Source organism: Denitromonas ohlonensis, from assembly GCF_007625205.1.
GTDB lineage: Bacteria > Pseudomonadota > Gammaproteobacteria > Burkholderiales > Rhodocyclaceae > Nitrogeniibacter > Nitrogeniibacter ohlonensis.
The window spans coordinates 126,933-140,646 of record NZ_VMNI01000004.1; the positions used below are offsets into that span (position 1 = coordinate 126,933).

At 65.3% G+C, this 13,714-nt stretch carries 12 protein-coding genes; 6 read left to right on the forward strand and 6 right to left on the reverse strand.

The window, feature by feature from the left end:
- The 3 genes from FHP89_RS04400 to FHP89_RS04410 all read left to right on the forward strand — a co-directional run bounded on the left by FHP89_RS04400 (position 1) and on the right by FHP89_RS04410 (position 1,905).
- On the forward strand, positions 1 to 1,035 hold the full coding sequence (locus FHP89_RS04400; RefSeq protein WP_260851473.1) for a pseudouridine synthase: 1,035 nt from the start codon (positions 1 to 3) through the stop codon (positions 1,033 to 1,035).
- 77 nt (positions 1,036 to 1,112) lie between these two features.
- Positions 1,113 to 1,517, forward strand: coding sequence for a DUF6973 domain-containing protein (locus FHP89_RS04405; protein ID WP_144179235.1), 405 nt, complete (start codon positions 1,113 to 1,115; stop codon positions 1,515 to 1,517).
- A gap of 10 nt (positions 1,518 to 1,527) precedes the next feature.
- Positions 1,528 to 1,905 (forward strand): hypothetical protein, encoded by a 378-nt coding sequence (locus FHP89_RS04410; protein WP_144179236.1) that lies wholly within the window; start codon positions 1,528 to 1,530, stop codon positions 1,903 to 1,905.
- Between the two features lie 32 nt (positions 1,906 to 1,937).
- Here the strand turns inward: FHP89_RS04410 and FHP89_RS04415 are convergent, their stop codons facing one another.
- The 6 genes from FHP89_RS04415 to FHP89_RS04440 form a co-directional block, all read right to left on the reverse strand.
- Positions 1,938 to 3,137 (reverse strand): ABC transporter permease, encoded by a 1,200-nt coding sequence (locus tag FHP89_RS04415; protein ID WP_144179237.1) that lies wholly within the window; start codon positions 3,135 to 3,137, stop codon positions 1,938 to 1,940.
- Between the two features lie 90 nt (positions 3,138 to 3,227).
- A complete protein-coding gene (locus tag FHP89_RS04420; protein WP_144179311.1) occupies positions 3,228 to 4,436 on the reverse strand; it encodes an ABC transporter permease in 1,209 nt (402 codons plus the stop codon).
- On the reverse strand, positions 4,436 to 5,125 hold the full coding sequence (locus tag FHP89_RS04425; RefSeq protein WP_144179238.1) for an ABC transporter ATP-binding protein: 690 nt from the start codon (positions 5,123 to 5,125) through the stop codon (positions 4,436 to 4,438). The genes FHP89_RS04420 and FHP89_RS04425 overlap by 1 nt, the downstream gene beginning before the upstream one ends.
- 6 nt (positions 5,126 to 5,131) lie before the next feature.
- Positions 5,132 to 6,283 (reverse strand): efflux RND transporter periplasmic adaptor subunit, encoded by a 1,152-nt coding sequence (locus FHP89_RS04430; RefSeq protein WP_144179239.1) that lies wholly within the window; start codon positions 6,281 to 6,283, stop codon positions 5,132 to 5,134.
- Positions 6,284 to 6,380: 97 nt separating this feature from the next.
- Positions 6,381 to 7,118, reverse strand: coding sequence for a hypothetical protein (locus FHP89_RS04435; protein WP_144179240.1), 738 nt, complete (start codon positions 7,116 to 7,118; stop codon positions 6,381 to 6,383).
- Between the two features lie 35 nt (positions 7,119 to 7,153).
- The gene (locus tag FHP89_RS04440) at positions 7,154 to 8,881 is read right to left on the reverse strand and encodes a glutamine--tRNA ligase/YqeY domain fusion protein (RefSeq protein WP_144179241.1); all 1,728 of its coding nucleotides are present in this window, start codon (positions 8,879 to 8,881) and stop codon (positions 7,154 to 7,156) included.
- Between the two features lie 209 nt (positions 8,882 to 9,090).
- Here FHP89_RS04440 and FHP89_RS04445 point away from each other — a divergent pair, with 209 nt between their 5' ends.
- From FHP89_RS04445 to FHP89_RS04455, 3 genes are all read left to right on the forward strand, one after another.
- Positions 9,091 to 11,082 carry a TonB-dependent receptor plug domain-containing protein gene (locus FHP89_RS04445; RefSeq protein WP_144179242.1) on the forward strand — a complete coding sequence of 664 codons (1,992 nt, stop codon included), beginning with the start codon at positions 9,091 to 9,093 and terminating at the stop codon, positions 11,080 to 11,082.
- A 115-nt stretch (positions 11,083 to 11,197) separates the two neighbouring features.
- Entirely contained in the window at positions 11,198 to 13,165 is a 1,968-nt protein-coding gene (locus FHP89_RS04450; RefSeq protein WP_186300371.1) for a TonB-dependent receptor plug domain-containing protein, read from the forward strand.
- A gap of 11 nt (positions 13,166 to 13,176) precedes the next feature.
- Positions 13,177 to 13,713, forward strand: a complete 537-nt coding sequence (locus FHP89_RS04455; protein WP_144179244.1) for a YfiR family protein — start codon at positions 13,177 to 13,179, stop codon at positions 13,711 to 13,713.
- Position 13,714: the final 1 nt, after the last annotated feature.

A 13,714-nucleotide genomic window follows, 5' to 3' on the forward strand; every position in this document is an offset into this window, starting at 1 on the left:
ATGAAACCGACCCGCCACCCGCCCGCCACCCCATCGTCCGACACTCCTCGTCGCCTGCAGCGCGCGCCCGCCGCACCGCAACCAGCGTCGGCAGCCGCCGCGCCGCAAGGCGTGCGCCTGTCCAAAATCATGGTCGAACGCGGCATGTGCAATCGCCGCGACGCCGACGCCCTGATCGCCCGCGGCGAGGTGTTTGTCGACGGCAAGCGGATCAACGAACTCGGCACCCGGATTTCGCCCGATGCCGCCATCACCCTGGCCGAGGGCGTGACGCTACGACCCATGCCCACCCCGCCGGTGCCCGAAAAGCCGACCGCCGACGGCGTACGCCTGTCCAAAGTCATGGCCCAGCGCGGCATGTGCTCGCGCCGCGAAGCCGATGCGCTGATCGAGCGCGGCTGGGTGTTTGTCGATGGTCAGCGCGTCAATGAGCTGGGCACGCGCATCTCGCCCGACGCCACCATTACTCTCGATAAACGCGGCGAAGCCAAACAGGCCGAGCGGGTCACCATCGTGCTGCACAAGCCGATGAGCTTTGTCTCGGCGCAGCCCGAAGACGGCCACCAGGCGGCGGTCACGCTGGTCACCCCCGATCGCCTGTTCGGTGGCGGCACCTTCTCGCGCGACCACCTCAAGGGCCTGGCCCCCGCCGGCCGGCTCGACATCGACTCCACCGGCCTGCTCATCCTCACCCAGGACGGGCGCATCGCCCGCCAGCTCATCGGTGATGATTCCACGGTCGAAAAAGAGTATCTCGTGCGCGTCTCGGGTCAGCTGACCGACGACGGTCTCGCCTTGCTCAACCACGGACTGAGCCTGGACGGCAAAGTCCTGCGCCCGGCCACGGTGCGCTGGCAAAACGAAGACCAGCTCAGCTTCATCCTCAAGGAAGGCCGCAAGCGCCAGATCCGCCGCATGTGCGAGCTGGTCGGCCTGAAAGTCGTTGGCCTCAAGCGGGTGCGTATCGGCAAGGTCGTACTTGCCGATCTGCCGGTGGGGCAGTGGCGGTATTTGCGTCCGAACGAAGGGTTTTGAGCTTTGGTTGGCGCATGACATTGTCTTGACGTCGGTGTTGTGGAAAGATCTCAATCTCTACAACAAGGGAAGTGGTCATGTCATCGTCGATACTCGCTCAATATGAGCAACTGACGCCTCAAGAGCGGAACTATATTACGTCCCACCCGCACCACGCGCTCACAATCCGTCAGTCCAAGGAAACGGCCTTTGAGGCAACCAAGGCGCGATTCGGCTTCAACGGGCGGAATGATAAATCCGACGCGTTCCGCCATTGTTTCTGGTCGGCCATTCTTGCCCGCGATATCGGCTATGCAAACGCACTTCGCTTTACCACGGCGCATGAGTCGTCATTGATTAATCCGAAAAACGAAAAGGCTATGGATCTCCACAACAATTCTGTGGGGCTGGTTATCGGTCGGCAGGGTGGCTCGGATCAGATTCTGAGTCATCGATGCATGGAGGCTTTGGTATCCCGAAGGCTTACGGTTTTGATCCCGTGAGGTCGTGGTGATGAAGAAAATAGTTTTCGGAATGCTCGCGATGGTTTTCTTATTTGGTTGTTCGTCGTCTTCCGTTGTTGAAGAAGCGAGGTTGCTTGGGACGAAACAATTTACGCCAAAAGCGTGGGCTGAGGGCAATCGAGAGCAGCGGGCAGAGATGGTTTTCTCGTTTCTGTCTCAACATACTGCCGCTTCATTGTCGGCAGTGGAGGTCAGGCAATTGCTCGGTGAGCCCACGGGATATTACGACTATGACGAGAACCCGGCCTACATCGTTGGCCCGGACTCCGTCGAAAGCCCTTATGGGAAGGGTTACCTTCTGGCGTTTGTTGCGGACAAGAGCAACGGACGGATCACGGACGTCAAGATCATTCCCGAACCACGATAGTCGTGTAGTTGCTGGCGGATGATTGCGCGACACTACTCCGCCCGCAGCGCCTCCACCGGGTCCAGCGTGGTCGCCTTGCGCGCCGGCAGCACGCCGGCGGCGAGGCCGATGAGCACGGCCGAGACCTCGGCCAGCACGGCGAATTCCCACGGCGTGTGCACCGGCAGCGCCGGTACCAGCAGGCCCACCAGCTGCGCCAGGGCGACGCCGGCAACTAGGCCGATCAATCCACCCACCGCCGCCAGCGCCACGGCCTCGCCGAGAAACAGCGCGAGGATGGTGCGCCGACGCGCGCCGAGGGCCACCAGCAGACCGATCTCGCCGGTGCGTTCGGTGACCGCGATGGTCATGATGGTGACGATGCCGACCCCGCCCACCAGCAGCGAAATGCCGCCCAGTGCACCCACCGCGGCGGTGAGGATGTCGAGGATGTTGGACAGGCTGTCGAGCATGTCGGCCTGGGTGGTGAGCGCAAAGTCTTCGCGGCCGTGGCGGGCGATGAGCAGGCGGGTGACGCTCTGGCTGACCTGCTCGGAGGACACGCCCTCCTGATACGACACGTTGATCTCCATCAGCCCCTCGCGGTTGTACAGCGCCAGCGCACGGCCGGTGGGGATGTAGGCAGTGTCATCCAGATCGGTGCCGAGAAACTGCCCCTTGGCTTCCATCACGCCAATCACCCGGAAGCGCTCGCCGCCGATGCGGATGCGTTCGCCGAGCGCGTTCTGGGAGCCGAACAACTCCTGCTTGAGCGTGGCCCCGAGCACCGCCAGCGCGCGGGGCTGGTTGGCGTTGTCGTCCGGCAAGAACTGGCCGCTGCGCACGCTCATGGTGAAGGCCTGCACCATGGCCGGGCCGACGCCGTACACCGAGCTGCGGCGCACACGGCCGTTGCCTTCGATCTCCGAATTGCCCCACACCACCGGAGTGACCGCGGTGACGCCCGGCACGCGTTCCAGCGCCTGGGCGTCGGCCAAGGTGAGCGGGCGCGAGGTGCTGGGCAGACCCGGCGGGCCGCCGCGGGCGCCTTTCTTGCCGGGGGCAATCTCGATCACATTGGTGCCGAACTGGGTGAACTCGGCCAGCACGAACTGGTGGATGCCCTCACCGATGGAGGTCAGCAGGATCACCGCGGCGATACCGACCGCGATGCCGAGCAGGGTCAGAAAGCTGCGCAGGCGCTGGGCGACCAGGGCCCGAACCGACAGCGAGAGAAAGTCGCGCCAGGACATTTTCAGACCCTCCTGTCGCTGCGCGACATCCTCCCCGAGGGAGGGTTCGCGAGCCCTTCGGGCGGCCGTGCGCGCTCGCTCATGCTTCGGCTACCTCTTTGAAAGTGCATCGACCGGGTCGAGCGTGGCGGCATGGCGGGCCGGCATGACACCGAACAGCACGCCGGTGACAATCGCCGTGCCCAGCCCGGCGAACACCGCCCAGTCGGGCGGGTAGGCCGGCAGCACCGGGAACATCAGCCGCAGCCCCCAGGCGCCGAGGTGGCCGAGCAGCAGGCCCGCCAGCGCGCCGGCGATGGACAGCAGCGCGGCCTCGGTGAGAAACACCAGACGGATGATGCTGCCCGTGGCGCCCAGCGCCTTGAGCAGGCCGATTTCGCTGGTGCGCTGGGTGATGGCGACGAGCATCACGTTCATCACCAGAATGCCGGCCACGGCCAGGCTGATAGCGGCGATGCCGGCGACGGCCAGGGTGAGCGCGCCGAGAATCCGGTCGAAGGTGCCGAGGACGGCGTCCTGGGTGATCAGCGTCACATCCTCCTCGCCGTCATGGCGGGCCTTGAGGATGTCGAGGATCTGGGTCTTGGCGGCGGGCACGGCGTCGCGGTCGCGCGCTTCGGCGAAGATGCGGAACAGGCTGGAGGCATTGAACAGCGCTTGTGCCGCGGCGACGGGAATGATCACCAGCTCGTCGGCATTCATGCCCAGCCCCGAGCCCGAGGCGGCGAGCACGCCGATGACCCGGTAGCGCCTGTCGCCGACGCGGATCATCTGGCCCAGCGCGGGCTCGGCGCCGAACAGCTCCTGGTGCAAGGTGGCGCCGATGACGGCCACGGCCGAGCCACGGCGCCAGTCTTCCTCGGGCAGGAAGCGGCCCTGGCCGAGGCGATAGTTGCGGATGTCGGCAAAGGCGCGCGTGGTGCCGATGACCATCACCTCGCGCAGCTTGCCAGCGTAGGCGATCTCGGAGTTGCCCAGCACCAGCGGGGCGACGCGGGTCACCCCGCTGGCGCGCAGCAGGGCGGCGGCGTCGTCGACGGTGAGGTCGCGCGGGGTGTTGGTGACGAAGCTGCCGGCGCCGACGCCGCCGGTTTCGGTGCGCCCGGGCAGGACGATGATCAGGCTGCTGCCCAGCGCCGAGAACTCGCGCACCACATAGCGGCGGGCGCCGTCACCCAGCGCGGTAAGCAACACCACGGCGGCCACGCCGATGGCCATGGCCAGCATCATCAAGCCGGTGCGCACGGGGTAGGCGGTGGCGGCGCGGATGGCGAAGCCGAGGATGTCGCGGCTGCGCATCATGGCGCGGGGCGTTTCGAGTCCGAATCGATGCGGCCGTCTTCCATGCGGATCTGCCGCTGCGCGCGCTCGCCCATGTGCGGGTCGTGGGTGACGACGATCAGCGTCACGCCGCGGCCGTTGAGGGTTTCGAGCAGCGTGGTGACCTCTTCGCCGGTGGCGCGGTCGAGGTTGCCGGTGGGCTCGTCGGCCAGCAACATGGCCGGCTGCATGATGGTGGCGCGGGCGATGGCGACGCGCTGGCGCTGGCCGCCGGAGAGCTGGTCGGGGCGGTGGTCGCCGCGTTTGGCGAGGCCGAAGTCGTCCAGCGCCTGGGCGACGCGCGCCTTGCGATCGTGTGGCGAGATGCCGGCCAGCAGCAGCGGCAGAGCGATGTTTTCTTCGGCGGTGAGGCGCGGCACGAGGTGAAAGCTCTGGAACACGAAGCCGATGCGCTCGCGGCGCACGCGCGCCTGCTCGTCGGCGCTGAGCGTGGTGACGTCGCGCCCTTCGAGGCGGTAGTGACCGTCGTTGGGCCGGTCGAGCAGGCCGAGCAGGTTGAGCAGGGTGGACTTGCCCGAGCCGGACGGGCCCATCACCGAGACATATTCGCCCGCGTCGATGCGCAATTGCACATCCTGCAGGGCATGCACTTCGCTGTCGCCGAGCTGGAAGATGCGCTGGATGTTGTCCAGTTCGATCTGTGCCATGGCGGCTTACTTGGGCGCGTCGGTGTCGGGCGTGACCAGGGCGCCGGCGATGATGCCGTCGCGTTCGAGCGAGGTGACGATGCGGTCGCCCTCGCTCAGGCCGTCGGTGATTTCGGTCTGCGCCCAGTTGGCAATGCCGGTCTTGACCGGCTGGGCAGACAGCGTGCCGGTGGTCGCGTCGTAGCGCAGCACATCGCCGCTGCTGCGCAGCGCCGCGGTGGGGATGCGCAGCACGTCGGGGCGCGACTCGAGAATCACCTCGGCGTCGGCGCTGTAGCCGACGAGCAGGCCGCGGGCTTCTTCGGGGTGGTCGAAATCGACCTCGACATCGACGGTGCGGGCCTGCTTCTCGACGGCGAACACGTACGGGGCGACACGGCGGACGTGGCCGGCGAATACCTGGTCGGGCAGGGCGTCGAGCGTGATGCGTACCGTCTGACCGGCGTGGATCTTGGGCGCGTCGACCTCGTCCATCGGCGCCTTCACATAGAGGCAGCTTTCGTCGATCAGGTCGATGGCCGGTGGCGTGGCGACGCCGGGCGGCGAGGGCGTGGCGTATTCGCCCAACTCGCCGACGATCTTGGCGATGGTGCCGGCAAAGGGCGCGGTGAGCACGGTGCGTTCGGTGTTGGCGCGGGCCGCGTCGAGCTGGGCGCGCGCGGCGGCGATGTCGGACTGGCTGGTACGGCAGGCCGCCTCGCGAGCGGTGGCGTCGGTGCGCGCTTTTTCTTCTGCCGATGCCGACACGAAATCGCGTGTGTGCAGGGCGCTCTGGCGTTTGGCCTCGCTGCGGGCATTGGTCGCCAGCGTGCAGATTTCTGTCACCCGGCGTTGTGCCGTCTCGAGTTGGCGCTGCGCGACAACGACCTGAGCGGCCTGATCGTCGTTCCACAGGCGCATCAGCACCTGACCGGTAACGACCTTGTCGCCTTCCTTGACGCCGAGGTATTCGATGCGTCCGCCAGCGATGGTGGACAGTTTGGCGCGCTGGCAGGCTTCGATTTCTCCGGCGCGGGTGTTGGAGACGGTGGCTTCAACGAGGCCGCGATCAACGGTGGCCAGTGCGACCGGGACCGGTGTGGGGCGCTTGAACCACCATACGGCGGCGGCGCCAGCGGCGATGAGGCACAGAAGGACAAGCAGGGTGCGTGCGCGCATGGGCGAGGCTGTGTATTCAAAAGGGCTAATGATCCGCCCGATCGGTGACCGGTGCAACCGCGCGAGGTGTCGCACCGGGCCAGCATCGCCGTGATGCTTAGCGATACTGCGGGTACTTTTCCCGGTACAGGCGCTCGAGTTCGCGCTTTTCTTCGGCCAGTCGGCGCTCGGCGAGCATGGCGTTGCGCTCGGCTTCGGCTGCGCGGCTGGCGCGCTCCTGTTCGACTTTGCGTTGCGCTTCGCGCTCGCGCTGTTGTTCTTCGCGGGTCTTGGTGCGCTGGTAGTCCGAGGCTTCGCGGTCCAACCGGCTGCGCAGGGCGGCCAGTTCGCGGGCTTCTTGCTGAGCCTGCCGCTCCTGCGCGCGGCGCTCTTGCGTGGTGGCGTAGCGTTCCTGCGTGGCCGATTGCCGGCGCTCGTTTTGTTCGAGCTGGTAACGCGACAGTTCGATTTGTTGCTCGGCCATCGCGCTTTGGTGTTCGAGCACCATCCGGGTCAATGCCCGTTGATGCCAGATGGCGGCGGCGACGTAGCCCACCACAAGGGCGGCGGCGATCATCAGCGCGCGGCTCCAGGCCGGGGGGCTGGCTGCGGACGTCTTTGCCGGGGGCGGCGGGCTGGCGGGCGCCACATAGTGATCGGCGATGCGCTCGTCGTAGGCGGCGCGCAGCGCGGGGTCGTTCAGCGTGGCGAAGGCGTCATTGAGCAGGCGCAGGGCCGGGGCGTCGCCCTTGGCTTCGAGCCGGCGCGACAGCAGCACGTGAGCGGCCTTGATCATGGCCGGCTCGGCCGTCGCGCTGACCTGAAGGATGTCGTAGAGGGTGCGGGCTGTCGTCATCGGTTCCGAGGCGCAGATAAAAGAGGGAGCGTGCCTCAGGGTTTCGACTTCTGCCACGAATCCTTGAGCGTGACCGTGCGATTGAACACAGGTGCGCCAGCTTGGCTGTCGAAGCGGTCGGCCACGAAGTAGCCGTGGCGCTCGAACTGGAAGCGCGACTCGGCCGTGACTTGCGCCAGCGACGGTTCGAGCTGAGCGGTGATGCGGCGCTTGGCGTCCGGGTTGATGTCGGTGAGGAAGTCGCGCTCGAAATCGGGGGCATCGCCCTCGCGGCGCTGGCCGGGCTGCGGGTAGGCGAAGAGGCGGTCGTAGAGGCGCACTTCGGCTTCGCAGGCGTGGGGCACACTGACCCAGTGCAGGTTGCCCTTGACCTTGTAGGTGTCGGCGCCGGGCGTGCCCGACTTGGAGTCGGGGAAATATTCGCAGGTGACGGCGACCACGTTGCCCTCGGCGTCTTTTTCGCAGCCGGTGCACTCGACCACATAGCCGTAGCGCAGGCGGACCTTGTTGCCGGCAAACAGACGACGGAAGCCCTTGCTCGGGGTTTCCATGAAGTCTTCGCGCTCGATCCACAGCTCGCGCGAGAGCGGCATTTCGCGCTGGCCCAGTTCCGGCTTGAGCGGGTGGTTGGGCGCAAAGCATTGCTCGCTCTGGCCTTCGGGGTAGTTGGTGATGATCAGCTTGAGTGGGTCGAGCACGGCAACGCGGCGCTCGGCCGTGTCGTTGAGGTCTTCACGCATGCACTCTTCGAGCACGCTCATGTCGATCCAGCCGTCGGACTTGGACACCCCGGCGCGCTCGGCAAACAGGCGGAAGCCGGCGGCGGTGAAGCCGCGACGACGGGCGCCGACCAGGGTGGGCATGCGCGGGTCGTCCCAGCCATCGACATGGCCTTCGTCCACCAGTTGCACCAGCTTGCGCTTGGACAGCACGACGTAGGTGAGATTGAGGCGGGCGAACTCGATCTGGCGTGGCAGGGGGCGGGTGAAGAAGCCGCCCTCGGCGAGCTGCTCGAGCAGCCAGTCGTAGAAGGGGCGCTGATCTTCGAATTCAAGCGTGCACAGCGAGTGGGTGATGTTCTCGATCGCGTCTTCGATGGGGTGGGCGAAGGTGTACATCGGGTACACGCACCAGGTGTCGCCGGTGCGGTGGTGGTGGGCGTGGCGGATGCGGTAGATGGCCGGGTCGCGCAGGTTGATGTTGGGCGAGGCCATGTCGATCTTGGCGCGCAGGATGTGCGTGCCGTCGGGGAACTCACCGGCTTTCATGCGGGCGAAGAGGTCGAGGTTTTCGTCGATGCTGCGCGTGCGGAAGGGGCTGTCCTTGCCGGCCTCGGTCAGCGTGCCGCGGTAGGCGCGCATGTCGTCGGCCGAGAGTGAATCCACATAGGCTTTGCCCGCGCGGATCAGGTGCTCGGCGCAGGCGGCCATGGTGTCGAAATAGTCCGACGCGAAATACAGATGCTCGCCCCAGTCGTAGCCCAGCCACTGCACCGACTCGATGATGGCGTCGACGTACTCCTGCTCTTCCTTGATCGGATTGGTGTCGTCGAAGCGCATATGGCATGCCCCGCCGAAACTTTCTGCAATGCCGAAGTTAAGACAAATGGATTTTGCATGACCATAATGCAGGTACCCATTGGGCTCTGGCGGAAAACGGGTTTCGACACGCCCGCCCCATTTGCCGGCCTGACGATCAGCCTCGATCAGGTTGCTGATGAAATGGGCGTTGCGCGCGATGTCGGAATTGTCAGGGAGGGACATGGTTGAACGGCAGTGAAAACAATAGCCTGCCATTGTAGCCGATGCGGGCGTGCGCAATGGCATGCGACGTTGTGCCATGACGTATGTCGTGTGGCGCTAAAGGGCGGCTGTCATATGCCGTTGACGCATCGAGTGTGCCACTGTCGGCGGCAACGCCGGTGAGGCAGGCCTTTCAATAAGAACGAAGAACGCAAACGCTGGAACCCCATATGACATTGCGCCCCTACGTGCTGACCGTGATCCTGGCCTGCCAGGCGACGGCCTTTGCGCAAACCGATCCGATGGATTTCTCGCTCGGCGAACTGGTGGCGCAGGAAGTCATTTCGGTGGCACGTAAACGCCAGGATATTGGCGACGTCGCGGCTGCCGTACATGTGGTTTCTTCCGAGGATATCGCCCGCATGGGCGTCACGACGCTGCCCGATGCCTTGCGCCTGGTGCCTGGCGTGCAGGTGGCGGCCATCGGCAACAATCGCTGGGCTGTGGGGGTTCGGGGCTTCAATGGGCGGTTTACCAACAGTCTGCTGGTGATGGTTGACGGCCGCACGGTGTATTCGCCGCTGTTCTCCGGCACGTTCTGGGAGTCGCTCGATATTCCCTTGGCCGAGGTTGACCGGATCGAGGTGATTCGCGGCCCGGGTGCGTCCATCTGGGGTGCCAATGCGGTCAATGGCATCGTCAATGTCATCACCAAATGGGCGCGCGCCACGCAGGGCGACGCGGCCAGCCTCACGACTGGTAGCGAGGATCGCGCGCTGGTGTATGCGCGTCACGGTGGGGCCCTCGAGGACGGTCACTACCGCGTCAGTTATCAGGGGCGCTCGCGCGACGACTCGCGGCAAATCAACGGCGACCGCGGCGAGGATGGCTGGCAGACCCAACGGCTGGGGTTCCGGCTGGAAAAATTCCTGGGCGATACCGGCGAGCTGAGCGTGCTGGGCGAGGCCTACAGTAACAACAGCCGCGATCTGTGGAATGTGCCGGATATCACCTCGCCGACCTTGTTGCGGGCCACCCGGTTCGTCCAGCGGGACGAGGGCGCCGGATTGACGGTGCGCCTGAACCGGCCACTGGACAACGGACGCGAGTGGGCGCTGCAGGGCAGCTTTCAATATGTGGATACGCAAGTCGGAAATTTTCTCAGCGAGTTGCGTCACACCCTCGATCTCGATGGTCAATACCGTTTTTCGGCGGGTGCGCATGACCTGATTGTCGGTGCCGGCATGCGCTATCACGATCAGGAAGTCGTCGGGCGGGGGTTCTTTCAGGTCGATGAGCCTGAACGGCGTTTCGGTCTGGTCAGTGCCTTTGTGCACGACGAGATCACCTTGATTCCCGATGCGCTCACCCTCACCGCCGGGCTCAAGTTCGAGCACCACGCCTGGACGGGCAACGAGTGGCAGCCCAATTTGCGCCTGGCCTGGCAGGTGGCGCCGAGTCACCTCTTGTGGGGCGCGGTGTCGGAGGCGTCGCGCACGCCGGCGCGAGTCGAGTACGACATGCAGTACGCATCGCAGGTCGTCTCGGGCGCGCCGCCGACCCGTATCGTCTTCCGGAGTGCGGATGTCTTGGCGGCGGAGCGTGTGCGTTCTTACGAGTTGGGCTATCGCGGGCAGCCGACCGAAACCACGCATGTCGATGTCACCGCCTTCGTGATGCGCTATCGCAATCTGAGGAACGTATCCAACGCCGGGGTGTATGCCTCCGGGGGCTGGTTTATCGTCGATGCGCCGCTCAGTTTCGATGGTCATGGCACGGTCTCCGGCGTCGAAGCGGCGATCGATTGGCAGCCCTCGACCCGGTGGCGCATGCGAGTGAGTTACTCCCATCTTGATACCCAGACCGAGTCGACCGGCAATTCGCTGACCGATGCGGCCGCCGAGTTCTACATGCAGCGCGTGCCCTCGGATCAGTTCAGCGCGCACCTGACCTGGAAGCCACGCACGGGCCATGCGATGGATATGGTGGTGCGTCATGTGGGCGCGCTCGTCAATCGTGACCCGGGTGCGACCGCCATCAAGTCCTACACCGAACTCGACCTCCAGTATGGCTGGCGGGTGTCGTCCAAGCTCACGCTCGCGCTGACCGGGCGAAATCTGCTGAATGCCCGGCATGCTGAATTCGGGCGCTTGTATATGCCGTCCCCCACGCATGAAATTGAGCGAAGTGTGCATTTGACCGCGCAGTGGGCGCTCGACTGATTGCCACAAGGTGTTGCTGCGTGATGCATATCAACGTCTCCGGGCGGCGTTTCAAGCGACCATTCGGTCAGCTAATTCAAGGTTAGAGAACATGCCGCGCCATCCAAAACACATCATGCTTGCGATCGTCCTGGCGGGTCTGCCCGGCTTGGCCGGCGCCAGCGATGAGCTGATGGACCTCAGTCTGGAGGAACTGGCCGATATCCAGGTGCTCTCGGTATCGCGCAAGGCTCAGCGCCTGAGCGACACGGCAGCGGCCGTGACTGTGCTGACCAGCGAAGATATTCGGCGAAGCGGCGCGCGCAGTGTGCCCGAGGCCTTGCGACTGGTCCCCGGCGTGCAGGTGGCTCAAGTCGGCGCCGGGCGCTGGGCGGTGAGTGTGCGCGGTTTCAACAGTCGATTTGCCACGAAACTGCTCGTCCAGGTTGACGGACGCAGTGTGTATTCGCCGATGTTCTCCGGCGTGTTCTGGAACGCCTTGAATCTGATGATGGAGGATGTCGAGCGCATTGAAGTGGTGCGGGGACCTGGCGCGTCGCTGTGGGGCGCCAACGCCGTCAATGGGGTCATCAATATCGTGACCCGCAAGGCCGCGGCGACGACCGGCACGCTGGTGCGCGCCAGTATCGACGATCGCGGCAACCCCGAGCTGGCGGTGCGCCAAGGGGCTGAGCTGGCGGGAGGGGCGGCGTTTCGGGTGTATGCCCAGAGTATCAATCGCGCGCCCTTCGAAACCGAAGGCGGTGCCACGTCGCGGGATGAGCAGTCGGGTTGGCGGAGCGGTTTTCGCCTCGACAGCGATTCGAGCGGAACCGATCGCTGGATGCTCAGTGGTGACGTGTATCGCCAGCGCAGCCCGGAAGTGCTGAGCATGGGCGCGCTGGGTGCCATCTACGTGCCGCTGGATTTCGAAGGCGCACATCTGCTGGTCGAACGGAGCTGGGTGACATCCATGGGCGAGTCCACCCTGCGGGGCTATGTCGACTATGCCGACATGGCCAGCGATGCGTTTGCGCATGCCACGGTGTACTCCGCGGACCTGGATTTTCAGCACCGCTTGCCGGTGTTGGGGGCGCATGAATGGATCTGGGGGCTGGGCTTGCGTCATCAATCGGTGTCGGCGGATAGCGCCACGCCCGTGTTCGCGTTTGGCCAATCCGAGGTCCGGATGCAGACTTTCAGCGCGTTCGCGCAGGACGAGGTCGAACTCGTGGCGCGCCGGTTGCGGCTCACAGTGGGCGCTCGCCTTGAGGCGAGAAATACCACCACGCCGAAGTTTCAGCCGACGGTCCGTTTGATGTGGACGCCGTCGGATCGCGACTCCATCTGGACACACTGGTCGCGCGCGGCGCGGACGCCATCCTACGGCGACCTGCACGCCTCGGCGGTCGTGGGCACTCAGGCCTACCCGCCGTTTCCCTTGGTGACCGTGATCTCGCAGGCGAACGCTGAACTCGAACCCGAGTCTCTGACAGCCATTGAGTTGGGCTATCGCCGGCAATTCGATCGCGGCAGCGCCGAGGCCGTGCTGTTTCGTCACCGCTATTCGCACTTGATTGGCAGCACCTTTGGTGGCGTGCGTATGCCCGGCGTGCTGCCGACGGTGCCGGATATGCGGTTGCAGCGGGTCAATGGCGGCTCTGCCGTGACCGAGGGGCTCGAACTGAGCGCCGAGATGGCCGTGACCCGCGGGCTGAAGCTCGGTGCGGCCTATACGTTGATGCGTACGTGCTATGAGTCGACGGGCGATGCCGTCTTCGATGCCGGCAATGCGGGGGTCGCTGACCGGAATGCCGATCACTGGTTCAGCCTGACCGCGCGGGCCGATCTGCCTGGGCGGCAGGCGCTGGATGCGCAAATCCGTCATGTGGGCGCACTCAGCGGCCAGCCTGCGCCGGGGGTGGATGCCTACACCGTGCTCGACCTGCGCTATGGGCGCCGGATCGGACGCCATGCCGAGCTGTCACTGTCGGTGACCAATGCCCTCGATGAACGCTATACGGCCTATCGTTCTGACATCTTTCCGTCGGACTATGCCTACGATCGTCGCCGGGTGGTGCTGACCGGGCGCTGGACGTTCTGAGCCAGACGATCATGCGCTGGCGAGTCCTTCTCCCTCTCCTGCTGGTTTTGCTGGCTGCGTCGCCGCTGCGTGCGGCGCCGCCGACCGAGTATCAGCTCAAGGCGGTTTTCCTGCTGAACTTCGCCCGCTACGCGACCTGGCCCGATGAGGCGCTGGCCGATAGCGATGCGATTGATATTTGCGTGCTCGGCCGTGATCCGTTTGGGGAGCACTTGAGCGGGCTCGAAGCGCGTCAGGCGCAGGGGCGGGCGGTCAAGGTGCACTATCCGTCGGCGCCGCTGGAGGCCAAGGGCTGCGAAGTGGTTTTTGTGGCGGCCTCGGAACAGCGACGGCTGAACGCCATTTTGCGAGAACTCGAAGACTGGCCGGTGCTGACGGTCAGTGATATCGACGGGTTCATCGAAGCCGGCGGCAATATTGGCCTGGTGACGGTGGATGACCGCATCCGCTTCGACATCAACCGCTCGACCGTGGCGACCCAGCACCTCCGCTTGAGCGCGCAGTTGCTCAAGCTTGCGCGTCGACTGATCGGGCGGGAGGGCGACTGAC